This window comes from Rhodococcus sp. G6(2025), assembly GCF_058628105.1.
In genome coordinates, this window is the sequence record NZ_CP179750.1 from 4,044,921 (window position 1) to 4,071,030 (window position 26,110).

Below are 26,110 nucleotides of genomic sequence, written 5' to 3' on the forward strand. Positions count from 1 at the left end.
CAACACTGACACCATGGATCGGAATCTGCTCGACCCGAGGTCGTGGAATGTGCGCGCCCGGTCCGCGGCGGCGGCCGCCCTGGTGGTCACGATCTGCCTCGTCCTCGCGGGCGGAGCGTTGCTCGTGGTGCTGTATCGGACGCTGGAGCATTCGGCGCGCGACGCCGCGGACACCCGCGCACGGCAAATCGTCGAGGAACTCCGGACCGCGGCACCCGGGGGCCTCGACAGCTCCTTGTTCGCGACCGACGGCCAGATCGGCACCATCCAGGTCATCGACTCGGCCGGCATCGTCGTGGCGGCCTCACCCGGCGCCGACCGCCTCCCTGTCACGTTCGAGCCAGTGCCGCCCGGCGATTCGCGGTACCTCGGCAACATCGACCTCGGCGGCGAACCCGACTACTGGATCGTCGAACAGGGCGCGCAGTCGCCGTCGGGTCCCGCGACCGTCGTGGTCGGGGCGGACCGCGAACCCATCGAGGGCATTCTCGGCACGGTGGCCCTGCTCATGGCGATCGGTGGCCCCGTCGTCGTCGCGTTGGTGGCGGTGGCGAGCTATCGACTCGTCGGCGCGGCCCTCCTGCCCGTCGAACGGATCCGGGCGCGGGTGGCCGCCATCTCCACGGACCGGCTCGACGAACGCGTCCCGGTCCCGGACACCCAGGACGAGATCGCCCGGCTCGCCGAAACGATGAACAGCATGCTCGGCCGGCTCGAGTCCGGTCACCGCGCACAGCAACGATTCGTCTCCGACGCATCGCACGAACTGCGCAGCCCGCTGGCCACCATCACCGCCGCCCTGGAGTTGGCGCACACCCGCCCCGAACTGGTCGACACGTCGCTGGTCGACGAGTCGTTGCTGCCCGAGGCGCGCCGCATGAACCATCTCCTCGCGGACCTGCTGCTCCTCGCCCGGGCCGACGAGAACGGGCTCACCCACACGTCGGTGGATGTGGATATCGACGACCTGATGTACGCCGAGAGTGCCCGCGTGCGGGACATGTCGCCGGAGTTGGTGGTGCGGGCGGCGATCGCGCCGGTCCGCGTGGTCGGCGACCCGCAGCAACTGGCGCGGGTCGTCCGCAATCTCGTCGACAACGCGCGGCGTCACGCCCGGCGTGAGATCCGCCTGATCTGCCGGACCTCGTCCGACGGAGCGGTCCTCGAGGTCGCCGACGACGGGCCGGGGATTGCTTTGCTGGACCGGCAGCGGATATTCGAACGGTTCGTCCGCCTCGACACCCCCCGCACCCGCGACTCGGGGGGTGCGGGGCTGGGCCTGGCGATCGTCGCCGAGATCGTCGCGACACACGGTGGCACGATCGACGTCACCGACAGCGACACGGGCGGGGCGCGATTCGTGATCACCCTCCCCGTGGACGGTACCTGTCAGTCGTCACCGGACTTCAGCCGGTAGCCGACCCCGCGAACGGTATCGATGCTGTTTCTGCCGAACGGGGTATCCACCTTGCGTCGCAGATAACCGATGTACACCTCGACGATGTTGTCGTCGCCCTCGTAGTGGGTGTCCCACACCGACTGCAGAATCTCCTGCTTGGTGACCGCGGACCCGGCATTCCGCATCAAGAACTCCAGGACGCTGTATTCGCGAGGCGTCAGCGCGAGCGCGATGCCGTCCCGAGTGACCCGATGCCGGGCGGGATCCAGTTCCAGTCCGTTCACCGTCAGGACGGGGGGACGCCGCGGTGCGCCGCGGCGGATCAGCGCCCGCAGCCGGGCCACCAGCACCACGAACGAGAACGGTTTGATCAGATAGTCGTCGGCGCCGAGGTCGAACGCGTCCGCCAGGTCGTATTCGCCGTCCTTGGCCGACAACATCAGCACCGGAGTCCACACTTCACGACGCCGCAGGTCCCGCACGATGTCGTACCCGTGTTTCCGGGGCAGCATGATGTCGAGGACGACCACGTCGAAGTCGCCGCTGAGCGCCGCCTCGAAACCCGACAGGCCGTCGTGCTCGACCTCGACGACGAACCCCTCGGCCGTCAGTCCACGGCGCACCGTCTCAGCGAGACGCCGTTCGTCCTCGACCAGAAGAACTCGCACCGCCTCTCCTCCCTGTGCCCCGCGACTTTCAGTACAACAGACCGCCGCGGGGTGGGCCACGCGCTCTCAGCGTTCCCACAGCGGGCCGTGACGACACTGGCCGAATGCCCCACACCTCCGCCGCCACCGCCGGGCTTCGTGTGTCCACCGTCCGCTCGGCGCCGTTGCTCCGTCGAAACCGCTCCCGGTCGTCGGCCGAGTGGGAGGCTGAGGAGGGAACAGTTTCTCTGGTTCGACCCGGACGACAGGAGACCACTATGCGACTGACCACACTCGGCGACCTTCCCGCGCGCATCGCGACCGGGGGTTTCATCCTCCATACAGGGATGCAGAAATGGTCGGCGGACGAGCAGACCGCCCAGAGTATTCACGGGATGGCGGCGGGGGCGTTCCCGTTCCTGAACGGGATCCCGCCGGAACGATTCATCAAGTTGCTGTCGGTCGCCGAGATAGGCACTGGCGCAGCACTGCTCACACCGTTCGTGCCCTCCGCCGTGGCCGGGGCGGCGCTCACCGGGTTCTCCGGCGGCCTCGTGGCCATGTACGCGAGGACGCCCGCGCTGCGTAACCCCGGCAGCATCTGGCCGAACGAGAACGGCATCGCCGTCGCCAAGGACGTGTGGATGCTCGGCATCGGGTTGGGTTTCGTGCTCGGCGGGTTGTCCCGTTCCCGCTGCCGCTGACTGTCTGACGTCGATCGGACCGAGTTCGGAGACTCCGTCGGCTACTGCTCGGGCACGACGCAGAAGTCGCTGTCGGAGAACCCCGAGGGCCGCACACCGAGCGCCTGATTGAGCCGTCCCCGGTGGTTCTCCCAGGCGATGGCCGCGGCGAGTTCGGTCAGCTGCGCCTCGGAGAACTCGGCGAGCAGTGAGCGCCGCAGGTCCTCGCCGACGTGGGCGGGTGTGCGGGTGATGGCCTCGGCGAATTCCAGCACCAGCTTCTCGGTGTCGTCGAATTCGCTGCTCTCACGAAACTTCGGGAGGGCGCGCAACTGCGCGTCACTCACTCCGAGCGCGCGGCTGAACGCCGATCCGATGTCGAGGCAGTACTCGCAGTTGGTCAGTGCGGCCGCCTTGATCTCGCCGAGCGCCTTGAGGCGGGGGTCGAGCCTGGCGCTCGTCGCGAGCGCGAACTCGTAAACCCCGACGGCGGCGAGTAGCTGCGGTCGGCGCCGCAACCAGCGCAACAGGTCTGCCCGGTTGCGGCGGGCGGTGGGAAAGACACGACGTAACGAGTCCATCTGACCGAGGACGCTCATGCTGTCGGTCTACACCCATCGCCGGGGCGGGACAACCCTGAAGCCATTCGGCAATCGTGGTGTCTCGGCGACGGGAGTGTTCTACGTTCGGAACGGAGGCCCACCGCACCCCGAGGAGTCGGCATGAAGGCTGTCATCTGCACCGAGGCTCGCCTGGAGGTGGATGACATCCCGCCTCCGATCCCCGTGAGGGGTCAGGTGCTGATCGATGTGTCCCGGTGCGGGATCTGCGGCTCGGACCTGCACGCCCGCGTGCACGCCGACGAGATGGCGGAACTGGCGGCCGAGACCGGCTACCGCGACTTCATGCGCTCCCACCAGCGAGTCGTGCTCGGGCACGAGTTCAGCGGCACCGTCGCCGGCTACGGGCCCGGCTGCCGGAAGAGGTGGCCGGTGGGTACCGCGGTGGTCGCGTTGCCCATCGTGCGCACCGGGTCGGACATTCACCTGACCGGGCTGTCGGTCTCGGCGCCGGGCGGCTACGCAGAACAGGTGGTGGTGCAGGAGTCGATGACCCTGCCGGTGCCCAACGGGCTGTCGACGGAGACGGCCGCGCTGACCGAGCCGATGGCGGTGGCGTGGCACGCGGTGCGGAAGGGTGATGTCGGCAAGCGCCGGACCGCGATCGTCATCGGATGCGGCCCGATCGGTCTCGCCGTGATCAGCATGCTGAAGGCGTCCGGTGTCCGCACCGTGGTGGCCGCCGACTTCTCTACCCGTCGGCGGGAGCTCGCCCGGCAATGCGGTGCCGACGTCGTCGTCGACCCTGCCGCGGCGTCACCCTGGACGTCCTATCCGCGACGCAGGGAGACGACGTCCATCACGGAGGTACTCGCCCTCGGACTGGACACCATGGAGAAGCTGCGTCGAATCCCGAAGCTGCCGTGGTGGCATGCCTTCGCCCTCGCCGACGCGGTGGGCGCGACACCGTCCGGGCCGGTCGTCTTCGAGTGCGTCGGCATGCCCGGAGTCATCGACGGCATACTGGCCGGCGCGCCGCTGCGGTCACGTGTCGTCGTGGTCGGGGTCTGCATGGAGACCGACACCTTCCGGTCCGCTCTGGCGATCAACAAGGAAATCGACCTGCGCTTCGCCATCGCCTACGACCCCCGCGAATTCCGCGACACACTCCACATGCTCGCCGACGGAAAGGTCGACCCGACGCCGCTGATCACCGGCACCATCGGGTTGGCCGGTGTCGAATCCGCGTTCACCGCGCTCGGCAGCCCCGAGGTGCACGCGAAGATCCTGATCGACCCCGAGAACACCACCGCCGCGCTGTGATTCGCCGACGCCCATGACATCCCACCCCCGGCTCCAGTGGGCCGTCCCGGCGCTTCTCCTCGCGCTGATCTACGCCGCGTCGCTCACCGTGTACGGGTTGAGCAGCCGCACCGGCGACGACGACGGACCGTTCGAGATCGGTAGCGACGAGGTCGTGGTCCTCGTGACGGCGAAGTCGCTGCAGCCGACGACCGACCGGGTGCAGGCCGAGGTGACGATCACCGTCGGTGAGAATTTCCTCCACGCCAACGGCGACACACTGAACCGGGACATCACGCTGCTGCTCATCCCGAGCACCAGCCACGAGGAAATCGTCTTCCGGGCGGGCGCCTCGGCCACGACCTTCGACACCGAGTTCATCGCCACCGGCAACGCGGCCTACTGGCCGTTCGACCGGTTCGAGGTGAATCCGATGGTGGTGGAGGCGTACCAGGGCCTCGGCGCCGACCGTGAACTGGTGCCCACGGCCCTGCTGCTGGAAGGCCGGGTCGACGGGTGGAAAGCACGCGCCGAGGAGGTTGCGGTCGACACGGACCTGTCCCGGAACGGCACCGGTGCCGCGCTGATGTCCGCGCGCACGGGCGGGAACCTGATCTACGCCGGAATCCTACTGCTGATGATGACGATCCTCGCGGGCCTCGCCGCCTTCGTCGCGCTGCAGACGTTCCGCCGCAAGCGCGCCGTCAACACGGACATGCTGGGCTGGATGGCCGCGATGCTGTTCGCAGTCGTGCCACTGCGCGGAATCCTGCCGGGAAGCCCGCCGATCGGGTCGTGGGTCGACATCGCCCTCACGGTGTGGGTGGTCTCCACACTCGTCGCGTCGCTGGCGCTGTTCGTGTTCTGCTGGTGGCGAGACAGCGAGGCGCCGGCACAGCACGAGGTGGTTGCCACGACAGCACCGGGTTCGGAATAGTCGAGGACATGGTGCGCCGGACCGGAAGAGTGCTGCCGCCCTGGTATCTCGCCCACGTGAACAAGGTGATCGTGGGCCTGCATCGCTTGGGCGTTCCGATGCCGATGCCGGCGCTGACCGTCCCCGGCCGGAAGACGGGCGTGCTCCGGTCGACGCCCGTGTCACCGTACGAGGTGGACGGCCGGCGCTACGTCGTCGCGGGATACGCCGAATCGGACTGGGCGAAGAACGCGCGGGCCGCCGGGCGTGGTGAGCTGACCCGGGGGCGTCGCCGCGAGCGCGTCCGGCTGGTCGCCCTGCCGGTGTCGGAGCGGGCCCGGATCCTCCGCGAGTTTCCGATCCGGGTGCCGCACGGGGTCACCATGTTCCTCAAGGCCGGGACGGTCGCGAACTCCTCCCCGGAGGCGTTCGCGGCCGCCGCGGACCGGTGCGAGGTGTTCCGCATCGAGCCGCTCGACTGACGGGGTCACCGAACCTCGAGCGTGCCCACCATGTTCGGGTGATACGTGCAGTGGAACGCGAAGGTGCCCGGCTGACCGGGGACGGTGAACGTCGCGGTCGCACCCGGTTCGACCTCCACGTCGAACAGGTCGCCGGTGTCCGCCGTCACGGTGTGTTCGGCGGTGTCGTCGTTGCGGACGGTGACCTCTTCTCCCGGCGCGAACGTGCCGGGCAGGGTGTATTTGAAATCGGAGATCAGGATCTCCTGCCCGCCCGCTTGACCCGCCCCCGCAGGCATCGACATGGACATCGACGGCATGCCGGACATGGGATGGTCCCCGCCGTGCGCCGTTTCCGCCGAACCGGACGAGTCGTCACCGTCGCTTCCGCACGCGGCGAGCACGAAGACGGCCAGCAGAATCGACAGGAAAAGTGTCAGAACGCGTTTCATGGTGGTCGCCTCCGGATGACGGTGAGAACGGATGCCCGACGCCCCGCTCCTCGCGGGAGTAGTACCCGTTTTCGCGGCAGGCACCCCTCGGCGCGCCCGGCGACCCGTCAGCCGCCGTTCAGCGCCTCCTGCGATTCGAGGTTCGCCACCGGGGTGCGGAGCGAGGCGACGGCGTCCGCGTAGAGGGAGGACTTGATCTCACCGAGTGTGCGTCCGCGGGTCGCGACGAGCCCCTGCGCGTGTTCGACGGCCCTGGTGAGCACCTGCTGCTCGGGGGCGACCTCGTCGACGAACCCGAGTTCGCTCGCCGCGACGCCGCCGTACCGACGGCCGGTCACCAGGGCGGTGTGCACGGCCCGCGCGGGCAGGCGGGCCGCGAGCAGCGCGATGCTGCCCGGCGCGTAACTCGCCCCGATGGTGATGCCCGGCAGACAGAAGTAGCCGCGGTCCTCACGCATCACCCGGTGATCGTGGGCGGCGGCGAGGATGGCGCCGCCGCCGAAGGTGTGCCCGGTCAGCGCGGCCACGGTCGGCAGGGGGAAGGTGAGGATCCGGGCAAACAGGGTCTGCACCCGGTCGATGTAGGAGTTCAGCTTGTCGGTGTTGGCGACGACCCAGGCGGTGTCGAGACCGGTGGAGTAGAACTTTCCGAGTCCTGTCGTCACCAGGGCGGCGGGGCCGTCGTGCTGCTCGATCTGGTCGAGGAGGCCGTCGATGCTGTCGATCCAATCCGGGTGGAAGGCGTTCTCGCTGTCCGGTTCCCCCTCCTCGCCGAAGTACAGGACGAACACATCTCCCGAGCGCTCCACGTAAGGCATGCGGCGAGGCTACCCGGAGTCGGGCGGGTCGCGCCGCTCGAGCACACACACCTCGGTGGGTGAAGTTTCAACTGTCGCGGGGCCGGGTATGTCGATCGTCTAGCAGCTGAGGCGGTGGACGATGAAGAGCGGAACAGGCATTGCCGACACCCGCACCGTTCGGGACTACATCCACACGGTGGCCAGAACCGTTCACGCCGACTCCATCGACTGGTGGGACAGCGACGGCATCGAAGCCGTCCTCGTTCTGCCGCTCCGGTTGCACTATCTGCCCGGACGCAACGCGGTGCTCGCGTGGAACCGCACGTTCGGCTGGTCACTCGGCGTCGAAGGACTGGGTCGCCGCAGTGTCATCGTGATCGACGGCCTCGGCATCGGGCGGATGCCGTCGCCCGCCGTCTGCGCGGATCGTGCGGTGGAGTTGATCGACGACTACTGCCGCTCGGCACCCGCATCGGCGGGGGTGCCGACCACGAGACCTGGCACGACCGCCGCGGATCGGTGTCCCCGCATCGGCCGGGACACCGCTGGCAGTGGACGGCGGGACAGAGTCGTCAGACGGCCGTGACCAAAGGCGCCGGGGGTCACGACGACAGCGTGGCCCAACCGCATTCCCCCGCGCAGGAGCAGCCGATCGTCGCCGCGGAGGAGGGCGCGGCGCGTATCAGCACGGCGACGCATCCGCTCGGGAAGCCCGGACCGCGGTTCGATCGCCGCTCCCCGTTCTTCATCGGAATGGCCGGGGCCGCCGGTGTCGCCGTCACATACGCCCTGATCGAGGTCGTTCTCGCGGCCCGCGGGGTGCTGGTCCTCATCGCCGTCGCCGCATTCCTCGCGATCGGCCTCGAACCCGCGGTGTCCTGGTTGGTGCGGCACGGTTTTCCCCGATGGGCTGCGGTCGCAACGGTTTTCGTCCTGGCCTTCGCCGTGCTGGCCGGGTTCCTGGCCGCCGCGATCCCGCCCATGGTGACGCAGGGTGGCGCACTCGTGCACAACGCCCCGGACTACCTGGGACACCTCGAGCAGCGCTACCCGGTATTGGAGGAACTCAGCACCCGGTTCCACCTGCAGGACGAACTGCGCCGGGCACTCGATGCGAGCAACGCGCCGACGGTGGTCGGCGGGCTCGTGGGTGCGGGCAAGTTCGTGTTCAGTGCCATCAGCGGCACCGTGATCGTGGTCGTGCTCACCGCCTACTTCCTGGCCGACTTCGCACACATCCGATCGTCGATCTACCGCCTGGCCCCGAACTCACGGCGACCCCGCACGATCCTGATCGGCGACGAAATCTTCGTGAAGGTCGGCGGATACGTGCTCGGGAATCTCCTGATCTCGTTGATCACCGCCGTCCTCACGTTCGTGTGGCTGGTCGCCTTCGACGTCCCCTACCCGTTGCTGCTGGCCGTTCTGGTCGCCGTGCTGGATCTGATTCCGGTGGTCGGCTCCACCCTCGCCGGCGTGGTGGTGGCACTGGTCGCCCTCACCGTCTCCCTGCCGGTGTCATTGGCCACCATCGTCTTCTTCATCGCCCTCCGCCTATTCGAGGACTATCTTCTCGTTCCCCGCATCATCGGCCGCACCGTCAAGGTGCCCCCGATGGTCACCGTCGTCGCCGTCCTCATCGGTGGCGCACTGCTAGGGATCGTCGGGGCGCTGCTCGCGATACCCGTCGCCGCCGCCGTTCTGCTCCTCGCCCGCGAGACGGTGTTTCCGCAGCTCGACCGCGGCTGAGCAGGCGGGGCACGAAAACGGCCTTGCGGAAGAAGTTTCCGTGTTCTGCTTACCCTGGAGACGTGGGATGGGCCGGGGCATGCTCGGGCCGTGTCCCGAGCATGAGAAAGAGGCGCTGGATGTCGGTGATGAGTCCCACCGAGGCGATGTTCGTGCTGTTCGAGACGCCGTCGCATCCCATGCACGTGGGTGCGCTCGAACTGTTCGAACCGCCGCGCGAGTCGGGGCCCGATCATGCCCGGGCCATGTTCGAGGCGCTGATTTCGCACGAGGGCGCGTCGGACACGTTCCGCCGGCGCGCCGTACGCCCGCTCCGCGGGGCCAGTTACCCCTGGTGGTCGTTCGACGAGCGTATCGATCTCGGCTACCACGTGCGGCACACGGCGGTCCCGGGCCGGGGCCGGATGGAGGACCTGCTGTCGCTGGTGTCCCAGATGCACGGCATGCCGCTCGATCCGCAGCACCCGATGTGGGAGATGCACGTCATCGAGGGGCTCGCCGACGGACGGACGGCCGTGTTCTCGAAGATTCACCTGTCGTTGATGGACGGACCGGCCGGGCTGCGACTTCTCCATCACGCGCTGTCGACCGACCCCGACGCCCGCGACTGCCCCGCACCGTGGACTCCCGGGGTCGCCGGTGTGCCGCGGCGCGAATCCGTGTTGCCGGTGGCCGTGGTCCGGGCCGGGGTGCGGGCCGCCACCAGCATCGTCGGGGTGCTGCCCGCGCTCGCGAAGGTCGCCTACGACGGCGTCCGCGAGCAGCATCTGACCCTTCCCCTGCAGTCACCGCCCACGATGCTCAACGTTCCGGTCGGCCGGGCCCGGAAACTGGCGGCACGATCGTGGCCGATCCGGCGCCTGGTGTCGGTGGCCACCGCGGCCCGCACCACGATCAACGCGGTGGTGCTCGCGATGTGTTCGGGGGCTTTGCGCCGGTATCTCCTCGAGCAGTACGCGCTGCCGGACGCACCGTTGACGGCGATGCTGCCGGTGCCCCTCGACCTCGGCGGCACGATGATCGGACCGCGCGGCCGCGATCACGGCGTCGGCGCGATGGTCGTCGGCCTGGCCACCGACGAAGCTGATCCGGCGGCACGCCTCGCCCGCATCAGCGAGTCGGTCGAGCACACCAACCGGGTCTTCGGTGCGCTGAGCCACACCCAGTTCCAGCTGATGAGTGCGCTGGCGATCAGCCCGATCCTGCTCGAGCCGGTCCGCCGGTTCGTCGACGAGACTCCCCCACCGTTCAACGTGATGATCTCGTACATGCCGGGCCCGTCGAGGCCGCGATACTGGAACGGGGCCCGCCTCGACGCGGTGTATCCGGCGCCGACGGTCCTCGGGGGTCAGGCGCTCAGCATCACCCTCACCAGCCGGTCCGGTCAGCTCGACGTCGGCGTGGTGGGCGATAGAAACGCCGTCCCGCACCTGCAGCGGATCATCACGCACCTGGAGACGTCGCTCAGCGATCTCGAGCACGCGGTCGCCGCGTCCGGCACCTGACCCTTCAACCGGGCGGCTGCCGCAGCGACGTGCGGTTCTCCTCCCAGCACCGTGCGACGTGGTCGCCGACGAGGTCGTCGAAGGCGAGGCAGGCCGCGGCCCCCAGCAGGATGTCGTCGGCCACGTCGGGCCGGGCCGCGACCAGTCCGCCGGCGAGGTCGCGGCAGACGATCTGTTCGTGCACGGAGTCGGCCTCCACATGCTCGTCGAAGAACAGGGTGGCCGCCTTCCCGAATCCGAGGCGGCGCAGTCCGGCGGCGTATTTCTTGCTCGGCAACGCGGACGTGGTCTCCACCGCGCACAGGTGTCCCACCAGGGCCCCGAGTCGGCTGCGGTGCAGGCCGAACAGGGACAGCGCGTTCAGCGACGCCAGCGTCACGGCGGGCACCGCGTCGATGTAGTGCGCGTAGTCGTCGGACAACCCGAATTCACGCATGGTGGTGGCGAACAGCGCCGAATGCATCCGCTCGGGTCTGCCGCCGCCGTATTCGTCGGACTGCACCTCCACCAGCGCCGCCTTCGGCGCGCCCGCGAGTCGCGGAATGCCGAGTGTGTGCACGTCGGCCTCACGCAACTGGTTCAGGGAACGGTGGATCAGCAGTTCCCGGAACTGGTTGAGATCCGCCTCGTGGGCCATGTGACCGGACAGCCCGGGCGCCGTGCTGGGGGCGGTCATCGCCCACAGTGCCGCCACCACGTCGTCGGCGCCGGTCGGCGCGTCGGCGACGTCACGGATCGCGGCGTCGAACGGAACCTCGAGCGCCGACCGGGCGGCGATCAGGTCGCTGTTCCACTCCCATTCGTCGCCGACACCGGTGATCCCCTGCAGGTGCAGTTCGTAGAGCGCGGTCAGGCAGATCTGCGCGTCCTCGTCGACGAGGAACGCCCGCGGGCTGTCGCGCGCGGACGAGGCGAGGGAGCGTGCCGCCGCCACGAACGGCTCGGCATCGGCGACGTCTGCGCGCAGAATGGAGAACAGGAGGTCGCTGACGGGCCCGCGCGGCTTCGGAAAGGGCATGGACGTTCCCGATTGCGCGACCGTGTCCGACATCGACGGAGAGTGCAAGGTAGTCATATGAACTCCATTCCCAGTGCCGGGGCCGACGAATCCGACGTCACGATCACGGTCTGCCCCGATGGTCCACTGCTGGTGCGCGGTGCCGCGCGGATCCTCGACCCCGAAGGTAACCCGCTCGGCACCGATCGGGCCACCGTGGCGCTGTGCCGGTGCGGGCGGACGAGCATCGCTCCCTTCTGCGACAGTTCGCACAAGAAGCGGCGCCGCCCGTAGGGCCGACCCGCATCAGTTCCGTTTCCGATTGTGCGCACGGCGGCGGGCAATCACGAACGTCACGACGCCGACAAGGATCACGATGGCGATGATTTCCATCCGTCCCGATTACCCACTCCGCGAACAAGCTACGCCGCGCTCCGGTTCGATACCCCGATTGGACACCGAGAAGTGCAGTGGGACAAGCGGAAGCGCGGCCGCCGTGGCATCGGTGACGATCCTGCGCAGAAAAGCGCGCCCCCGCCGTTGACACAATGGGGTAACGTCGGAGTCCTGCACGGTTGAGCCCCCAGCCGCAATGGACGGGCACGGTTCACGCGCCTTATGTCGTGCCTGTCTCCTAACGTCGCTCGACCGTGAGGAAACGACATGAAATCTGTTCTCAGTGCGCTGCCGACACACTACGACCCTGCCGACGATTCGACGCTGTTCAGCTGGGCCGTCGAGCCCGAGCACGGGCGGCTCTCCGTCGTCAGTGCGCCCGGTGCCGGCGGGACCCTCGTGGTCCGGATATCCGGTGACATCGACGTCACCACGCTGCACACCTTCGGGAATCATCTCGACGAGGCGATCAGCGAACGACTTCCGTTCGTGCTCGACCTGACGGACGTGCAGTTCTTCTGCGCGTCTGCTCTGCCGGTACTCGGCACCATGGCCGCCCGCGCCCGCAGGCTCACCGTGCCGTGGGCGGTGACGGGCAACAACGCTCTCCGCAGGCCGTTGACGGCGATGAAGATGGCTGCACAGATCCCGTTCTGCGCCGACCTCGAGGACGCCTTCCTGCTGGTCGCCCAGGGAATTCACCAGGGTGGGCGCTCGGCGTGAAGAACACTGCTCCGCACGGCACGTCCGACTTCGTGGTGGTCGCCAACAGGCTGCCCGTGGACATGGAAACACTCGACGACGGGACGACTCGCTGGAAGCGGAGCCCCGGAGGCCTCGTCACAGCACTGGAGCCGATCCTTCACGACCGGGAACGCGGTTCCTGGGTGGGCTGGCCCGGTGTGCCCGACACGAAGGTCGAACCGATCGTCTCCGGCGGGATCGACCTGTACCCGGTGGAGCTGAGCTCGGACGAGGTCGCGCTGTACTACGAAGGATTCTCGAACGCGACGCTGTGGCCGCTGTACCACGACGTGCTGGTGGCACCGGTCTTCGACCGGGACTGGTGGCACTCGTACCTGGAGGTGAACCGCCACTTCGCCGAGGAGACCGCGCGCACCGCGGCCGAGGGCGCAACCGTGTGGGTGCAGGACTACCAGTTGCAGCTGGTTCCCCGCCTGCTGCGGGAGCTGCGCCCCGACCTGACCATCGGGTTCTTCCTCCACATCCCGTTCCCGCCCGTCGAACTGTTCATGCAGTTGCCGTGGCGCAAGGAGATCGTGGAGGGGCTGCTCGGGGCCGACCTCATCGGCTTCCACCTCCCCGGCGGCGCCAACAATTTCCTGTTCCTGGCGCGCAGGCTTCTGGGACTCGACACCACCACCGCAGGCGTCGGCGTGCGCAGCGCACTCGGCAAGGTGACACTCGACGACCGGGTCGTGCAGGTCGGCGCGTTCCCCATTTCCGTCGACTCGCGGCAACTGGTCGAACAGGCCACCGATCCTGCCATCGTCGAACGGGCCGCCGAGATCCGCCGCGAGCTCGGGAACCCCCGCAAGATCCTCCTCGGAGTCGACCGACTCGACTACACGAAGGGCATCGACCTGCGCCTCTCGGCGCTCGGCGAACTCCTCGACGAGGGCCGCCTGGATCCGTCCGACACCGCGATGGTGCAGCTCGCCACCCCCAGCCGTGAACGCGTCGAGCACTACATGAAGATGCGCAGTTCCATCGAGGAGCAGGTCAGCCACATCAACGGTGATCACGGTCAGATCGGCCGGCCATTCGTGCACTACCTCTACCAGCCGGTCGATCGCAGCGAGCTGATCGCGCTGTTCCTGGCCGCCGACGTCATGCTGGTCACCCCCATGCGGGACGGGATGAACCTCGTCGCGAAGGAGTACGTCGCCTGTCGCGCGGATCTGGGTGGTGCGCTGGTGCTCAGCGAGTTCGCCGGTGCCGCCGCCGAACTCCGGGGCGCCTACCTGGTCAACCCACACGACCTCGACGGAGTGAAGAACACCATCATGGCCGCGCTCGACCCGGAGCGGGAGCAGGGACGGCGCCGCATGTCGCGACTGCACCGTCAGGTGCTCGACCACGACGTGCACCGCTGGGCGCAGTCCTTCCTCGGTTCGCTGTCCCCGGTCGTGGACTGATCGCACTGTCCGCCTCGGTTCATTCGGGAGTCGTCGTCACCGAGTCGACGATGCGGCGGGCCACCTCCGCCAACTTGACGTGCTCCTGCTGCGACTGCGCGACGAGGATCTCGAATGCCTGGTCTGCGGGCACGCCCCGCAGCGCCATCACGATTCCCTTGGCCTGCTCGATGACCGCTCGGGACTTCATCGCCCTCGTCAGGCCCGAAACCTCGTTCCTGGCCAACTCCACGCTGCGGGCGCTCCTCAGCAGGCCCTCGATCGCCGTCGTGTAGACGAGCAGCACCACCGCGTCGAGTTCGCTGAACCCGTGATCCCCCTGCCCGTAGATGTTGAGTGTGCCGGCGAGGGCCTCGTCGACGGCGAGCGGCGCGGACAGGAAGCTGCGCATGCCGGCCTGGTCGAGATTGTCCGCGACCGACGGCCATCGGGCCGCAGCCTCCCCCAGCCGGGCCTTGACGACCTTCCGCGTTCCGGCGACACCGAAGTAGTCGCCGTCGATGGCCTGGAAGTTCTGAATGTCGATCTCACGGACCGCCTCGTCCGTGTACGCGACGGTCACCACCCGTCCGTCGCGCAGCAGCGATATCCCGGCCATGTCGGCGTCGGCGATCGCGTCCACCACCTGATCGCAGACCCGCTGAAGCAACAGGCTCATCTCCACCTGCGAACCGGAATTGCGATTGAACTCGTCCAACGCGGTTGCCAAGGAGCCCAACTGGGCAGCGATCGTCGCGCTGTCGAGATCAGGGGACATCGACGACTCAGGGCGCTCACCCGCAGTCTCGGTCATTCTCGGATACACCTCAAATTCCGGGTGTAACCGACAGGACACCCACTGAACGAACGCAGCAGTTGTCTCTACCGTCGAGAAGACTTTACTCGACCCGGGGACCGCCTTCGTCCACCGATCCCGTCCCGGACGGTGAGGGGGGAGATTCCCCGGTCAGCAAACTCAGCGCCGCCGCCGACGGCCGGAGGATGCTTCCGGCGCTCATCGACGAACCCCGGGTGAGACCGCGGTGGGAGGACACCGCATCCTCGAAGTTGCGGAGCCGTTCCTCCGCGGCCCGACAGGCGGCGACATGAGCGTCGCGGCTGTCGGCGAAGGCGAATTCGGCTCGGATCACGTCTGCCAGTGCGTCCACGAACGCGGCCGCGCTCTCCCGGATCTCCGGGTCGAGAGGACCGAACGGGGGTTGCGGTGCCAGCGCCAGCGAGGTGGCGCGCGCGCTCTTCCCCGTCCAGGCCACGGCGTCCAGAGCGTCGTCGAGACCAGCGCGTTCACCGCCCCCCGGTGCCGGCGCCGAGCGCGATCGCCAGGTGCCGTGCGCCCGAGTCGCGGCAGCACCAACCGACACGGTTCGAACGCGGCGCCTCCGGGTATGCCGGGCACTATGAACACCCACGTGACCGCGACGCACCTGCAGACACTTCTCGATTCGCCACTGCCGGATCCCGCCCTGATCCTGCAGAGCGGCGCCCCCACCATCGTCGATTCGGGTGAGCTGGGCGACGAGCATCAGTCCCTGGTCATCGTGACCCGGGCCGAACTGCGCGAGCAACTCCCGCAAGACCGCGACTGCTCGCAGAGCGATCTGGAGTTCCACGCCGCGTCGCTCGAATCGACGGTCGCGGGTTTGGGTGGCTGACCCGGGGTGTTCAGCCGCCGCCCAGTTGCTCCCGCAGTCCGGAGAGGGTGCGCGCCAGAATCCTCGAGACCTGCATCTGTGAGACGCCCACGCGCTGGGCAATTTCCGTCTGGGTCATCGATCCGAAGAACCGCAACATCAGCACGCGGCGTTCGAGCGGCGGAAGTTTCTGCAGCGCCGGCCGCACGGCGGCGTGACTTTCCACGTTCGCGAGCTCCGGATCCTCCTCGCCGAGCGTCTCGGCGAGGGGAAGGTCGTCGGGATCATCACCCATGGCCGCATCCATCGACAGTGTTTGGTAGGCATTTTTTGCGAGCAGGCCCTCGGATACTTCGCGGACGTCGAGTTCGAGTTCGGCGGCGATCTCACTGGCCGAAGGTGACCGTCCCAGTTCCTGCGACAGCTCGTCGACGGCCTTGGTGATCAACGCGTGGAGTTCCTGCATGCGCCGGGGCACCCGCATCGACCAGCCGGTGTCGCGGAAATACCGGCGAACCTCGCCCATGATCGTGGGCACTGCGTAGGACACGAAGTCGAAGCCGCGGTCCGGATCGAAGCGGTCGACGGCCTTGACCAGCCCGAGCCGGGCGACCTGCAGCAGATCCTCGTGCGCCTCGCCGCGCCCGCCGAATCTTCGGGCGATGTGATCGGCGAGCGGAAGGCAGCGTGTGATGACTTCGTCGCGCAGCGCGGACGCCTCCCCGGACGACGCGTCCAGGGCTCGCAGGCGCGCCACCGCGGGCGCCACGTCCTTGTAGTCGTCTCTGCCGGGACGGTGCCGCTCGCTGCGTTCCGAAACCGGTGACACTAGATGGTGCCCCGGTATTTGACCAGTTCCACCGCCACGGTCCGTTCTACGGACCCGTTGCCGACGGGTCCCTCCGATACCGAAACCGCATTCATCAACGTCTCGAGCACGTGCCAGCCGAAGCTTTCCCGGTTGGGCACTCCACCGCGGGTGAGGGGTGCACTGATCGTCACGTGCAACCCAGTCTCGGTGACGGCGAACGAACACGTCAGTTCGGCACTTCCCGGCGCAGCCGCGATCAGCTCCGAACACACCTCGTCCACGGCAAGTTTGATATCGGCCACGTCGTCGAGCGTGAAGTCTCCCAGAACGGCGAGAGTCTCCGCGACGGCGCGCACCACAGGCAACTGTTCGAACTCCGCCGCCACACGAAGCTCCACGGGCACACCGGATCTCGTTTTCATTCGTCTAACCTCGTCGACCTCGGCCATCTGCACTCCACGTCTGTGTCGTCGGTTTCTGCGACTCCTCGGCAGCGTACCCAGCTGCCGCGACCCTCAACCCGCCGGCGAACGAAAGTGCGAGCGCGTGCCGAATGCGTCCCGACTTGCGGGTTCGACGAACTCGATTCGGTGGGCTCAGGCGATCCGGACGTCGCGCGCCTGGTCGCCGGTCTCGGTGCGGCAGACGGCGAAGCTGACGCGCTGCCCTTCCTCGAGAATGCGGTGGCCGTCGCCGGCGATTTCGGAGACGTGCACGAAGATGTCGTCGGATCCGTCGGCCGGGGCGAGGAAACCGAAACCCTGTTCGGCGTTGAACCATCGCACCGTGCCCGTGCGCAATGCCGTCGACTGCCGCGCAGGCAGCGTGTGCCCGGCACTCATCGTGCCGCCCTTCGATCGGCCAGGCCGTGGAGCGCAGCGCCGCCCCCCAGACTCGCAACGAGCAGAACCACAAGCAGAGTCACGTTGAGCATTGCTCCTCCTCGGCGTGCGCACGGTCGACCCTTTGGTCGAATCAGACCGAAAATAGTGCCTCTCTTGTGGGTACGGGGCGATTCGGGCGGAGCGTTTGCACAATCGAGATCTGCCGACCACAGCGCATCCGCGATCGACACCGCAGAAGATCTGATTTGCTCGACATAGATTTTGTAGTACGGTCGGGTTGTCGGAACTTCAGCGATCGAGTCAGGAACGTTGTTCGGCACGATCGCAGGTTGCGGCGAGGCGGGGTCCCGGCGATTCGAGACTTCTCTCCACGGGTACGCGGTGAGTCATCCGGCGCCTCGCCCCCCGACAACCGAGCGGGGCACCCAATGCCTCGAAGTTCCGCCGGCAGGTAGTAGCGAAAGAGAGGACCGAGAATGTCGAAGTTCACCGTGCCAGGTCTTTCCGACGATCAGGGCGCGCGAGTCGCCGACATACTTCAGAAGCGGCTCAGCGCATACAACGATCTGCATCTGACGCTCAAGCACATTCACTGGAATGTCGTGGGTCCGAATTTCATCGGCGTGCACGAGATGATCGACCCGCAGGTCGAGCTGGTACGGGGCTACGCGGACGCCGTCGCCGAACGCATCGCCGCGCTGGGGAAATCGCCCGACGGAACCCCTGCCGCAATCGCCCGCGACCGCACGTGGGACGACTACTCGGTGAAGCGGGACACAGCGCAGGCGCACCTCGGTGCACTCGACCTCGTCTACAGCGGTGTCGTCGAAGGCAACCGCAAGGCGATCTCCGAGACCGGCGACCTCGACCCGATCACCGAGGATCTGCTCATCGGGCAGACCGGTGAACTCGAGAAGTTCCAGTGGTTCGTACGCGCCCACCTCGAGAATTCCGGCGGCAGCCTGTCCAACGACGGCGCGCACTCCGAGAAGCAGGCAGCCGCGCAAGCGCGGTGAGTACCCACAATTCTTCCGCCCACAACCGAAAGGTGACGAACATGGCTGAGAACAACAGCGGTCCCGCAGAGGCCGTCAAGGGCGTCGTCGAAGACGTCAAGGGAAAAGCGAAGGAAGCCGCGGGTGCGGTGTCCGGTCAGGACGACCTCACCCGCGAGGGCAAGGCGCAGCAGGACAAGGCGGCGGCCCAGCGCGAGGCGGCCGCAAAGGAAGCCGAAGCCGAGAAGGCCCGAGGCAAGGCCGAAGCGCAGGAAGCACGCCAACGCGCCGAACAGTGAGACGGTGCGGGCCGGTTCACGACCGGCCCGCACCGAGCGTCTCTTCTCCGAGTGGAATCGGCAATCGCCGGTCACCACTCTCCCCCGAAAGGACTGATACGTGCTAGGACTGGGAATTCTGGGCTGGATCATCATCGGCGGCCTCGCCGGGTGGATCGGCAGCAAGATCATGAAGACCGACGCTCAGATGGGCATCATCCTCAACATCGTCGTCGGAATCGTCGGCGGCCTCCTGGGCGGCTTCATCCTGAGCCTCTTCGGCACCGACGTCGAAGGCGGCGGTCTCTGGTTCAGCTTCTTCACCTGCCTCCTCGGCGCGGTGATACTCCTGTTCCTGGTCAAGCTCGTCACCGGGCGAAGCGCGGCCGGGCGACGCTAGTCCCCGTACTCCGGAACCGGGCCTGTCCATCTCACGATGGGCAGGCCCGGTTTTCGTCACGTATTCCACACGAAATCGTGCCCTCGAGGCCGTCAATGGGTACTCGTGGGGGATGGACAGTCGAGGACCGGATCGGGACGATGCGAACTGGAACTTCCGCGCCAGGCACGAGACCGAGACTCAACGACTCGACCGGAACTGGAGCGGCCTTCTCCAGGAACTTCGCGTCGTGCAGACCGGTGTGCAACTCCTCACCGGGTTCCTGTTGACGTTGCCGTTCCAGGAACGTTTCGAGGACCTCTCGGACAGCGAGGTTGCCATCTATCTGGCAACGGTCGCTCTGTCGGTGACGTCCACCATGCTCCTGGTGGCCCCTGCCGGCCTGCACCGCCTACTCTTCCGCCGGCACGCTCTCCCCGATCTCGTCTCTGCGTCGCATCGCCTCGCGATCTGCGGCATCGCCACCCTCGGGCTGGCGCTGATCGGCGTGGTCGCGTTGATCTTCAGCTTCGTGATCTCACCCGTCGCCGGAGCCGTCGCCGCCGCAGCGGCCCTCGCGATGTTCTGTGGACTCTGGGGCTTCGGCACAATCCTGCAGTCGCGGCATCGGTGAGCCGGCCGGCGAGGCATTGTGTTTTGCCGGTAAGGCTTCCGGGTAGGCGGAGCGGAGACGAGAAAGGAGCACGGACATGACCGAAATCCATCGCGGCGATGCCCCGCGGGTCCAGCCACCCGGCGCTGCACACGATCTCGACGAGCTGTCGACGGTCCAACTCGTCGAACGACTCACCGATCAGGTCACGGGACTCGTACGGACCGAGATGACCCATGCCCTCACCGAAGTGAAAGACAAGGGAACGCGCTTCGGGATCGGAGCAGGAGTCTCCGGAGCGGGCGTGCTGGTCCTGCTGTACGGATTCGGGGCCCTCGTCGCCACCGCAATACTGGGACTGGCGACGGCACTCGACCCGTGGCTGGCCGCATTGATCGTGGCCGCCGTGCTGATCGTGGTGGGCAGTGTCGTGGCGGCGGTCGGAGCCCGCCGCGCCAAGAACGCGTTGCCGCCCGTACCCGAGCGGACGGCGAACAGCGTTCGCACCGACGTCGACACCGTCAAGGAAGGTCTTCGATGAGCGACCCACAGCCCCAACCGGAACCTTCGGTCGCCGAACAACGGGCCGCTCTCGCATCGACGGTGGATGCGCTGCACCGCAAAGTGGACGTGCCCGCCCGCGTGAAAGCCGGCGCGCGCCACGAACTCGACCGGGTCCGGCAGCAACCCCGTGGTGTCGCGGCCGCCGGACTCGTGAGCGCATTCGTCGTCGCCTACGTCGCCGTGCGACAACGCCGTCGGCACAGCCACTGAAGGAGAGCATGAACATGACCAAAGACACTCACGGAGAGACGGACGAGCCCAAGGGTGGCCGTCCCGGTCCCGCCGATCACGGCAAGGACGGCGGCATGGCGACGCGCGAGAACGCACCCGAGTTAGCGGAGGACTCCGCCGACGCCGAAACCGAGACCGACTGATGAAACTCAGATCACCGCTCGCGCACAGGAGGACTGTAGTGACGTATCAGCCGGACAACGGGCCCAGCCGGGAATTGAACTCCGAGCATCACCCGCAGGACGATGCGCACACCATGCGCAACCATGCCGGTGAGGCGATCACCGACGGCCGCAACTGGCCGGGATACATCCTGATCGCCGCCGGAATCGCCGTACTCGGGTTGACGCTGGTCGCGGCCGGCTACGGATTCGAGGGCTGGGCGCTGATCGGTGGAATCGCCTGCGTCCTCTGCCTCGTCATCGGCACGGGTCTCGTGCTCCTCGAACGGCGCCGCGTCAAGGCCCTCGAAGGCAGGGAACTGACCGATCAGGAAGGGCATTGACAGATCCGAAGGCCGACCTGCACCACTACCTCCAAGCCGCCCGCGACGCCCTGCTGTGGAAGCTTGACGGGCTGTCCGAATACGACATCCGCCGGCCGATGACCCCGACCGGCACGAATCTGCTGGGGTTGGTCAAACACCTGACGGGCGTCGAGATCGGCTACTTCGGCAAGACTTTCGGCCGATCCGTCGAATACCCACCGTGGGTGACCGACCACGCCGAAGACAACGTGGACATGTGGGCGACCCCCGGCGAGTCACGCGAATACATCGTCGGGCAGTACCGGACAGCGTGGGCGCACGCCGACATCGTCCGCGAACTCGTCGACGGCACGGTCGGCCTGCGCGCGGACAACACCAACCTGCCCGCAGAAGACCGGATGTGGTGGGAGACCTACCGGACCCGCCTCGAACGCGCCGCACGCGAAGCCGACCGGGGCTGATCGGGCGTCACCCGGCCGCCGGCTGAAGCGTCGTCGTGGTGACGACCGGCGTGGTGGTCGTCGGTGACTCCGATTCAGTGGTCGCGGTGGGTTCCGCCGCGGTGGTAGTCACCACGGATGCGTCCGATGTTCCGGCGACGGCCTGAGGCGCCGATGCCGACGTCGTGATTTCTGCGGCTACTTCCACCGCTGTCGTGGGTTCCGGTGACGTCGTCGTCGCGACCGTCGTCGTGGGTGTCGGCGAACTGCTGGTCGTCGTGGTCGTCGCACTGACCGGGTTGCCCGCCAACTGAGCCTTTTTCGCGCTGTCCGTGGTGGTGGGAACGACCTGAGCCGCTTCCGCTTCCGTCTCCTTCGTGGAGGCAGCGGCAAGTTTCGCGGTCGACGCTTCCGCCGCGGCCGCGCGCGACTCACCCTTCTCCGCCTCCTGCGCCAGGTGTGTCAACCAGGCTGCGGCGTACTGGGCAGAAGTCAGCGGTTTCCCGCTGCCGGCGTTCGCATCACGCCAGTAGTCGAAGTGATGGCCGGTTCCCTCCCCCAGCGTCTGCTGATACGGGTCGCTCATCGCCACCTGGATCGTGTTCTGGTTGTCCGCAATGAACCCGATGATCTCGTTCCGCACCTTCGCCGGCAGGTAGACCAGGTCGACCGCCTGATTCGACGAGATCGGACCAGCTGACGTGTCCGATTGCGCCGCACCGCTATCGGGCTTGTACGCCGGATCCGACACCTTGATCAAAACGTCGAGGAACGTCTCGTCGGACTGCATCCAATCGTCCTGCGACTGGATGTCCGCGAACGCGGCGAGGGCGATCTGCCCGAGCACCACCGCGAGATCCTGTCCCGTCGCGGGGGTCAGCCCATCCTTCTGCAACGAGTCGACGTTCAGCTGCCGTCCCACGTTGATCGCGAGCTGCAGTAGCGCAATGTTCTCGGGCGCGGAGCAGGTCAGGTCGCCTTCCGAGCAGAACGATGCCACCTTCCCGTCCAGGGCACCGAAGCTTCCCGACGTGCCGGGCAATGCTCCCCGCCCGGATGTGCCCGTCTGCCCCGACTGGTAGGCGAGGTCGAAGCCGTCGGGATTGCGGAATTCGTTCTCCGAACCGGGAAATGGCCCTCCCCCGAGGTTGCGGCCGGCATCCGCCAGGATGACGACGCCGACCACGGACGCAGGATCGAGAATGTCGTACGAGCCGTCCTGGCCGTCCTGGTTGCCGACCTCCATCGCAACCCGCCGTGCCACATCGGCGCCCTCGCTGTAGCCGACGATCGAGAACTTCGTGTCCGGGCACGACGCGTGAATCGACCGCATCACGGTTTCGGTGTTGTCGACGCCGGCGTTCACGGCGTCTTCGTACGAGTTCATGTTGGCCGGATACTCGATGTAGACCGCGGCATAGGACCCTCCGCCGACGGATTGCTGCGGCGCATTCACCACCTCGTCGATCCATGGACTGCTGTAGTCGCTGGAGTACGACGCGGGAAGCCGCGTGCCGTCGGGCGCCACGAGCATCCGGGTCCCGTCGCGCGGGGTGTCGCCGCGGCCGGCGACGGCGATGCTGACCATGTCGTAGCACGCGTCCGAGGCCGCCGCGGTCAAGGCTGTCGACGTCGTGGCCGGTGAACCCGGGTTCGACCACGGTGTCGCGAGCAGCGCCGCCAGCCCCAACGCGCCGGGCGCGACCAGACTGCCTGCGATCCTTCGTCGATGCGCGACCTTGCGTGCTGAAACGCGACGTTCCATGGTCTACCCCATCCGTTCGTAGCCCGTGTCGAACACCCGAGTAGGTGTCAACGCGTTAACAGACAAGTCGCACATTGCAGCAACGGCGTTACACGTCCGTCTCGGAGGCGTCGTTCACGAGGCGCGGAGGTGTGTGATCAGAAGGGTCTCGACCTCCGACTCTCGCGCCGCGGCCGGGAGCGGCGGGGCCGCCGATCGGTAGTGGTGGCCTGTCGGAGTGCCCAGGTCGATGAAGTGGGTGCGCCCGGGCCGGTGTATCGGACGGGCAGCCCAGCCGGGCGCCTCTTTCGCGTAGTTGCAGGCCTCGCAGAGGCCGGACCCGTTGTCTGCCGTCGTGGCACCGGATTCTCGGTGTGAGCGGATGTGGTCGTGGTGCCGGATCGGCGCATCGCACCACGGGGTGCGGCAGGTGCGGTCCCGGAGGTCGATCAGTGCCGCGAGGCTCTTCGGGAACGTCCGCGACCGGGATTCCATCGCCGTCAACGCCCCCGACTGAGGGCAGGTGTAAATCCTTCGTAAGGTGGCCTCGATACCCGACCCCACCGCATCTGCCACCAGTTGCCGGGCAATCCCCGCCGGCACCGGCCCGAACCCCTGCAACTGCGCCGCCTCCTGCCCGCCGGCCAGCAAGGTCTCGTCCGAGAGCACCAGATTCACCGCGACGGGAACACCACTCGCAGCGGCCCGGCCGGTTCCGCGGTCGAACAACAGGTCCACCATCAGCTGATTGCGGGTGCGACCGCCGCTGTTCCCGGTCGCGATCAGGCTGTCGGCATCCCCACCCAGCGTGGCCTGCAGACACACCGCCTGCTCGACCGGCATCAGCACACTCAGATATGCCATCGAATCTGGGGCCGGCCGTGTCGTGACCCGACGCTCGGACACCGCCGTGCGATGCCGGGCTACAACCGCCGCGGCGTCGAGTTCGACCGCCAACGCCTTCGCGCGGGCGATCAGCCCGCGGTCGCCGACTCCGCCGAGAGTGGCCGGGTCCGAGCACAACCGGCGGTCCACGATGCCCCGATCCGTCGCCGACAGGCACGCCGTCTCCCGCACAAGCAGCGTGGCTCGCCATTCGTTCAGCCGGCCCAACCGCAACAGGGCCAGGGTGTGCGGCATCGCGTGCACCAACGCCTGAGCGAACCCGAGATGCCGACCGCCACGGTTCGGGGATTCCCTGCGCGCCAACGCAATCTGCGAGGCAATGCCGCGGTCCCAGTCCGCCCGCGGCAACCCGGCAGCCTTGCGGTCCGCGCGAGTACGGGTGGCGACGTTGTCGGTGATCACCGCCTGCACCGCACACCCGACCGACTTCAACGCCTCGATCGCGTCGAGCAGATCGATGCCCAACCCCGCATCGCCACCCGCCTCGGCACATTGCAACCGCGCCGTGAATGCGCGCAATTCCTCGAGAAGTAATGCCCCCACAACCAACCTCCCCCAAGGTCGTTCGAATACATGTTCGAGCCTAGCTAGCTGCCGCACGCATGGCAATACCCGGGCAACGACTCCCCCACGTGCGATGCCGGCCCCCTCGGCCCCCTAGTGGTCGTTGCCGTTCTGGCAGAATTGATCGGACGTCGCGAGAATTGCGACGCCGGTTCACGCCGCGTTAGTGCACTTCGGGAGGCGAATAATGCCGAATGATCCTTCGGAGATGACGCGTACCGGAGGCGACGGACCCAGTGCCGTCTTCGCGAAGCTGGCCGAGATGGTCTACAACGGCGACGACTTCGCTCAGGTCTACCAGGCCATCTGCGATGCGGCTGCCACTTTGGTTCCCGGGTGTGCCCACGCCAGCCTCATGCTGAAGGAGAACGATCGTCACGTCACCGTGGCCGCTAGCGATGACATCGCAGCCCAGGTCGACGCGCTCGAACGAGCCGAGCAGGAAGGGCCCTGCCTCGATGCGATCGAGAACGACGCACCGCAGGTCGAGAGCGAGCTCGCCCGTTCGACGCAGTGGCCGCGCCTTGCCCGTCGGGCCATTGCCGAAACCCCGGTCCGGGGCGCTGCCGGCTTCCGGCTCATGATCCGCGGACGCAAGGTCGGCGCACTCAATCTGTTCTCGGACAACCCCGGAGAATTCACCGACAAATCGATCGATCAGGCGATCCTGATCACGGCGTTCGCGGCGGTGACGCTGACAGCGCTCCACGAACACCAGGAAGCGCAGACTCTGCGTGAGGGCCTGGCCAGCAACCGCGAGATCGGAAAAGCGATCGGACTGTTGATGGCCTTCCACGACATCTCCGAAGGTAGGGCGTTCGACCTGCTGCGCAAGACGTCGCAGGACATGAACATCAAGCTCACCGGCGTCGCACGGGAAGTCATCACGCATCACAATTCGAAGTTCGACTGACGCGCCCTCACCGTTCGACCACGTTGGCAATCGGTTGATGCCGATCTGGTGTAGACGTAATGTAGATCGCGCGTGGTTGAGAACACAGCCGCAGATTGTCCGGAGGCCGCAGCAGTGCGCGGTGGACAGATATTGTGTGCACTCCCACTGCGGTCTCGATGCCGCTGCGCTCCGTTCGGCCCACGGCGCACGGACTCCCATAGAGTGCACGCGATCGGAGGGTCATGAAGCTATTACACACGTCGTTCCGAGTCACTCCCCCCACCGCGCGGGCCACCGGCCACCGCACCCGGGAGATGCTCACCAGCGACCGTGGACTGGGGATCGCCGTCGAATTCGCGCCGGACGCCGACGCCACGGTGGGACGAATCTCCGGCGACATCGACGTGCTCGCCGCCCCTTCCTTCGCGCTTGCCCTCGCGCACCTGGCCGACGGGGGCTCCTCCTCACGCATCATCGTCGACATGACTGCAGTCGACTTCGTCGGAACCTCGGGATTGTCGATACTGTCCGAGTTTGCGGAATCGGCCAAGCGGCAGCACATTACCTGGGCGCTGGCGGGCAATAGAGCGGTGCTCCGGCCCATCGAGGCTATCGGTCTCGACGCGATGATCCCCACGTGCCGCACGGTTCGCGACGCCTTCGACAGAGTGGAGAAAATCGCACACAGCTGATCGGAGTCG

The 26,110-nt window shown here is 67.4% G+C and carries 35 protein-coding genes; 23 read left to right on the top strand and 12 right to left on the bottom strand.

The genetic code is table 11. The features are described from left to right. Positions 1 to 13 precede the first annotated feature (13 nt). Positions 14 to 1,417 (top strand): sensor histidine kinase, encoded by a 1,404-nt coding sequence (locus ACLIVD_RS18665; protein ID WP_491932896.1) that lies wholly within the window; start codon positions 14 to 16, stop codon positions 1,415 to 1,417. Here ACLIVD_RS18665 and ACLIVD_RS18670 read toward each other — a convergent pair. Beyond that, complete coding sequence (locus ACLIVD_RS18670; protein ID WP_491930407.1) at positions 1,390 to 2,067, bottom strand: response regulator transcription factor; 678 nt, start codon at positions 2,065 to 2,067, stop codon at positions 1,390 to 1,392. The two genes, ACLIVD_RS18665 and ACLIVD_RS18670, sit on opposite strands and share 28 nt — an antisense overlap. A gap of 257 nt (positions 2,068 to 2,324) precedes the next feature. On the opposite strand from ACLIVD_RS18670, the gene ACLIVD_RS18675 reads away from it, so the two are divergent. Next, positions 2,325 to 2,750, top strand: a complete 426-nt coding sequence (locus ACLIVD_RS18675) for a hypothetical protein (RefSeq protein WP_418341822.1) — start codon at positions 2,325 to 2,327, stop codon at positions 2,748 to 2,750. A gap of 41 nt (positions 2,751 to 2,791) precedes the next feature. Here the strand turns inward: ACLIVD_RS18675 and ACLIVD_RS18680 are convergent, their stop codons facing one another. Further along, positions 2,792 to 3,328 (bottom strand): carboxymuconolactone decarboxylase family protein, encoded by a 537-nt coding sequence (locus ACLIVD_RS18680; RefSeq protein WP_491930408.1) that lies wholly within the window; start codon positions 3,326 to 3,328, stop codon positions 2,792 to 2,794. Between the two features lie 123 nt (positions 3,329 to 3,451). Here ACLIVD_RS18680 and ACLIVD_RS18685 point away from each other — a divergent pair, with 123 nt between their 5' ends. The 3 genes from ACLIVD_RS18685 to ACLIVD_RS18695 are packed head-to-tail and all read left to right on the top strand — an operon-like array spanning position 3,452 to position 5,989. After that, complete coding sequence (locus ACLIVD_RS18685; protein ID WP_491930409.1) at positions 3,452 to 4,612, top strand: zinc-binding dehydrogenase; 1,161 nt, start codon at positions 3,452 to 3,454, stop codon at positions 4,610 to 4,612. Positions 4,613 to 4,625: 13 nt separating this feature from the next. Further along, the gene (locus ACLIVD_RS18690) at positions 4,626 to 5,528 is read left to right on the top strand and encodes a DUF8686 domain-containing protein (RefSeq protein WP_491930410.1); all 903 of its coding nucleotides are present in this window, start codon (positions 4,626 to 4,628) and stop codon (positions 5,526 to 5,528) included. Between the two features lie 8 nt (positions 5,529 to 5,536). Next, entirely contained in the window at positions 5,537 to 5,989 is a 453-nt protein-coding gene (locus tag ACLIVD_RS18695; RefSeq protein ID WP_283352813.1) for a nitroreductase/quinone reductase family protein, read from the top strand. 5 nt (positions 5,990 to 5,994) lie between these two features. On the opposite strand, the gene ACLIVD_RS18700 is transcribed toward ACLIVD_RS18695, so the two are convergent. Both ACLIVD_RS18700 and ACLIVD_RS18705 read right to left on the bottom strand, forming a co-directional pair. Further along, positions 5,995 to 6,420 (bottom strand): cupredoxin domain-containing protein, encoded by a 426-nt coding sequence (locus tag ACLIVD_RS18700; protein WP_280783186.1) that lies wholly within the window; start codon positions 6,418 to 6,420, stop codon positions 5,995 to 5,997. A 107-nt stretch (positions 6,421 to 6,527) separates the two neighbouring features. Beyond that, entirely contained in the window at positions 6,528 to 7,238 is a 711-nt protein-coding gene (locus ACLIVD_RS18705; RefSeq protein WP_491930411.1) for an enoyl-CoA hydratase/isomerase family protein, read from the bottom strand. Positions 7,239 to 7,359: 121 nt separating this feature from the next. Between ACLIVD_RS18705 and ACLIVD_RS18710 the strand changes: the two genes are divergently transcribed. From ACLIVD_RS18710 to ACLIVD_RS18720, 3 genes are all read left to right on the top strand, one after another. Continuing rightward, positions 7,360 to 7,806, top strand: a complete 447-nt coding sequence (locus ACLIVD_RS18710; protein ID WP_283332446.1) for a DUF6292 family protein — start codon at positions 7,360 to 7,362, stop codon at positions 7,804 to 7,806. Further along, entirely contained in the window at positions 7,803 to 8,969 is a 1,167-nt protein-coding gene (locus ACLIVD_RS18715; RefSeq protein WP_491930412.1) for an AI-2E family transporter, read from the top strand. Before ACLIVD_RS18710 ends, ACLIVD_RS18715 begins: the two co-directional genes overlap by 4 nt. Positions 8,970 to 9,088: 119 nt before the next feature. Further along, complete coding sequence (locus ACLIVD_RS18720) at positions 9,089 to 10,474, top strand: WS/DGAT/MGAT family O-acyltransferase (RefSeq protein WP_280783182.1); 1,386 nt, start codon at positions 9,089 to 9,091, stop codon at positions 10,472 to 10,474. A gap of 4 nt (positions 10,475 to 10,478) precedes the next feature. Here the strand turns inward: ACLIVD_RS18720 and ACLIVD_RS18725 are convergent, their stop codons facing one another. Then, positions 10,479 to 11,525, bottom strand: a complete 1,047-nt coding sequence (locus tag ACLIVD_RS18725) for an iron-containing redox enzyme family protein (protein ID WP_491932897.1) — start codon at positions 11,523 to 11,525, stop codon at positions 10,479 to 10,481. Between the two features lie 24 nt (positions 11,526 to 11,549). On the opposite strand from ACLIVD_RS18725, the gene ACLIVD_RS18730 reads away from it, so the two are divergent. The 3 genes from ACLIVD_RS18730 to ACLIVD_RS18740 all read left to right on the top strand — a co-directional run bounded on the left by ACLIVD_RS18730 (position 11,550) and on the right by ACLIVD_RS18740 (position 14,026). Further along, on the top strand, positions 11,550 to 11,765 hold the full coding sequence (locus tag ACLIVD_RS18730) for a CDGSH iron-sulfur domain-containing protein (protein WP_105417444.1): 216 nt from the start codon (positions 11,550 to 11,552) through the stop codon (positions 11,763 to 11,765). A gap of 369 nt (positions 11,766 to 12,134) precedes the next feature. Continuing rightward, entirely contained in the window at positions 12,135 to 12,590 is a 456-nt protein-coding gene (locus ACLIVD_RS18735) for an STAS domain-containing protein (RefSeq protein ID WP_317567264.1), read from the top strand. After that, the gene (locus ACLIVD_RS18740; RefSeq protein ID WP_317567263.1) at positions 12,587 to 14,026 is read left to right on the top strand and encodes an alpha,alpha-trehalose-phosphate synthase (UDP-forming); all 1,440 of its coding nucleotides are present in this window, start codon (positions 12,587 to 12,589) and stop codon (positions 14,024 to 14,026) included. Before ACLIVD_RS18735 ends, ACLIVD_RS18740 begins: the two co-directional genes overlap by 4 nt. A gap of 19 nt (positions 14,027 to 14,045) precedes the next feature. Here the strand turns inward: ACLIVD_RS18740 and ACLIVD_RS18745 are convergent, their stop codons facing one another. Both ACLIVD_RS18745 and ACLIVD_RS18750 read right to left on the bottom strand, forming a co-directional pair. Next, positions 14,046 to 14,819, bottom strand: coding sequence for a GAF and ANTAR domain-containing protein (locus ACLIVD_RS18745; protein ID WP_280783178.1), 774 nt, complete (start codon positions 14,817 to 14,819; stop codon positions 14,046 to 14,048). Between the two features lie 85 nt (positions 14,820 to 14,904). After that, a complete protein-coding gene (locus tag ACLIVD_RS18750) occupies positions 14,905 to 15,279 on the bottom strand; it encodes a hypothetical protein (RefSeq protein WP_491930413.1) in 375 nt (124 codons plus the stop codon). A gap of 156 nt (positions 15,280 to 15,435) precedes the next feature. Between ACLIVD_RS18750 and ACLIVD_RS18755 the strand changes: the two genes are divergently transcribed. After that, positions 15,436 to 15,678, top strand: a complete 243-nt coding sequence (locus ACLIVD_RS18755) for a hypothetical protein (RefSeq protein ID WP_411194542.1) — start codon at positions 15,436 to 15,438, stop codon at positions 15,676 to 15,678. 10 nt (positions 15,679 to 15,688) lie between these two features. Here ACLIVD_RS18755 and ACLIVD_RS18760 read toward each other — a convergent pair whose 3' ends face one another. The 3 genes from ACLIVD_RS18760 to ACLIVD_RS18770 all read right to left on the bottom strand — a co-directional run bounded on the left by ACLIVD_RS18760 (position 15,689) and on the right by ACLIVD_RS18770 (position 17,310). After that, complete coding sequence (locus tag ACLIVD_RS18760) at positions 15,689 to 16,486, bottom strand: SigB/SigF/SigG family RNA polymerase sigma factor (RefSeq protein ID WP_283332451.1); 798 nt, start codon at positions 16,484 to 16,486, stop codon at positions 15,689 to 15,691. After that, the gene (locus tag ACLIVD_RS18765) at positions 16,486 to 16,917 is read right to left on the bottom strand and encodes an ATP-binding protein (protein WP_164061353.1); all 432 of its coding nucleotides are present in this window, start codon (positions 16,915 to 16,917) and stop codon (positions 16,486 to 16,488) included. Before ACLIVD_RS18765 ends, ACLIVD_RS18760 begins: the two co-directional genes overlap by 1 nt. A 147-nt stretch (positions 16,918 to 17,064) precedes the next feature. Beyond that, positions 17,065 to 17,310: a cold-shock protein gene (locus ACLIVD_RS18770; protein WP_009472643.1), complete on the bottom strand. Its 246-nt coding sequence runs from the start codon at positions 17,308 to 17,310 to the stop codon at positions 17,065 to 17,067. Between the two features lie 479 nt (positions 17,311 to 17,789). Between ACLIVD_RS18770 and ACLIVD_RS18775 the strand changes: the two genes are divergently transcribed. The 9 genes from ACLIVD_RS18775 (at position 17,790) to ACLIVD_RS18815 (ending at position 21,321) form a co-directional block, all read left to right on the top strand. Further along, the gene (locus ACLIVD_RS18775; protein ID WP_491930414.1) at positions 17,790 to 18,329 is read left to right on the top strand and encodes a Dps family protein; all 540 of its coding nucleotides are present in this window, start codon (positions 17,790 to 17,792) and stop codon (positions 18,327 to 18,329) included. 41 nt (positions 18,330 to 18,370) lie between these two features. Continuing rightward, positions 18,371 to 18,607 carry a microaggregate-binding protein 1 gene (gene mbp1, locus ACLIVD_RS18780; RefSeq protein ID WP_005570747.1) on the top strand — a complete coding sequence of 79 codons (237 nt, stop codon included), beginning with the start codon at positions 18,371 to 18,373 and terminating at the stop codon, positions 18,605 to 18,607. Positions 18,608 to 18,707: 100 nt separating this feature from the next. Continuing rightward, on the top strand, positions 18,708 to 18,986 hold the full coding sequence (locus ACLIVD_RS18785; protein ID WP_280783176.1) for a GlsB/YeaQ/YmgE family stress response membrane protein: 279 nt from the start codon (positions 18,708 to 18,710) through the stop codon (positions 18,984 to 18,986). Between the two features lie 112 nt (positions 18,987 to 19,098). Further along, positions 19,099 to 19,599 carry a DUF6328 family protein gene (locus ACLIVD_RS18790; protein ID WP_283332452.1) on the top strand — a complete coding sequence of 167 codons (501 nt, stop codon included), beginning with the start codon at positions 19,099 to 19,101 and terminating at the stop codon, positions 19,597 to 19,599. A gap of 76 nt (positions 19,600 to 19,675) precedes the next feature. After that, positions 19,676 to 20,119 (top strand): phage holin family protein, encoded by a 444-nt coding sequence (locus ACLIVD_RS18795; protein ID WP_283352805.1) that lies wholly within the window; start codon positions 19,676 to 19,678, stop codon positions 20,117 to 20,119. Further along, positions 20,116 to 20,352, top strand: coding sequence for a DUF3618 domain-containing protein (locus ACLIVD_RS18800; protein ID WP_283352804.1), 237 nt, complete (start codon positions 20,116 to 20,118; stop codon positions 20,350 to 20,352). Before ACLIVD_RS18795 ends, ACLIVD_RS18800 begins: the two co-directional genes overlap by 4 nt. A 14-nt stretch (positions 20,353 to 20,366) precedes the next feature. Then, a complete protein-coding gene (locus ACLIVD_RS18805) occupies positions 20,367 to 20,516 on the top strand; it encodes a hypothetical protein (RefSeq protein ID WP_280783172.1) in 150 nt (49 codons plus the stop codon). Between the two features lie 38 nt (positions 20,517 to 20,554). After that, positions 20,555 to 20,878 (top strand): DUF2207 domain-containing protein, encoded by a 324-nt coding sequence (locus tag ACLIVD_RS18810; RefSeq protein WP_280783171.1) that lies wholly within the window; start codon positions 20,555 to 20,557, stop codon positions 20,876 to 20,878. Further along, positions 20,875 to 21,321 carry a mycothiol transferase gene (locus tag ACLIVD_RS18815; RefSeq protein ID WP_283352803.1) on the top strand — a complete coding sequence of 149 codons (447 nt, stop codon included), beginning with the start codon at positions 20,875 to 20,877 and terminating at the stop codon, positions 21,319 to 21,321. The genes ACLIVD_RS18810 and ACLIVD_RS18815 overlap by 4 nt, the downstream gene beginning before the upstream one ends. Positions 21,322 to 21,328: 7 nt before the next feature. Here the strand turns inward: ACLIVD_RS18815 and ACLIVD_RS18820 are convergent, their stop codons facing one another. Together ACLIVD_RS18820 and ACLIVD_RS18825 are read right to left on the bottom strand one after the other, a co-directional pair. Further along, positions 21,329 to 23,065, bottom strand: coding sequence for a cutinase family protein (locus tag ACLIVD_RS18820; RefSeq protein WP_491930415.1), 1,737 nt, complete (start codon positions 23,063 to 23,065; stop codon positions 21,329 to 21,331). A 114-nt stretch (positions 23,066 to 23,179) separates the two neighbouring features. Next, positions 23,180 to 24,493 (bottom strand): HNH endonuclease, encoded by a 1,314-nt coding sequence (locus ACLIVD_RS18825; protein ID WP_491930416.1) that lies wholly within the window; start codon positions 24,491 to 24,493, stop codon positions 23,180 to 23,182. A gap of 208 nt (positions 24,494 to 24,701) precedes the next feature. Between ACLIVD_RS18825 and ACLIVD_RS18830 the strand changes: the two genes are divergently transcribed. Then, the gene (locus tag ACLIVD_RS18830) at positions 24,702 to 25,427 is read left to right on the top strand and encodes a GAF and ANTAR domain-containing protein (protein WP_280783168.1); all 726 of its coding nucleotides are present in this window, start codon (positions 24,702 to 24,704) and stop codon (positions 25,425 to 25,427) included. A 224-nt stretch (positions 25,428 to 25,651) separates the two neighbouring features. Next, complete coding sequence (locus ACLIVD_RS18835) at positions 25,652 to 26,101, top strand: STAS domain-containing protein (RefSeq protein ID WP_283352800.1); 450 nt, start codon at positions 25,652 to 25,654, stop codon at positions 26,099 to 26,101. Positions 26,102 to 26,110: the final 9 nt, after the last annotated feature.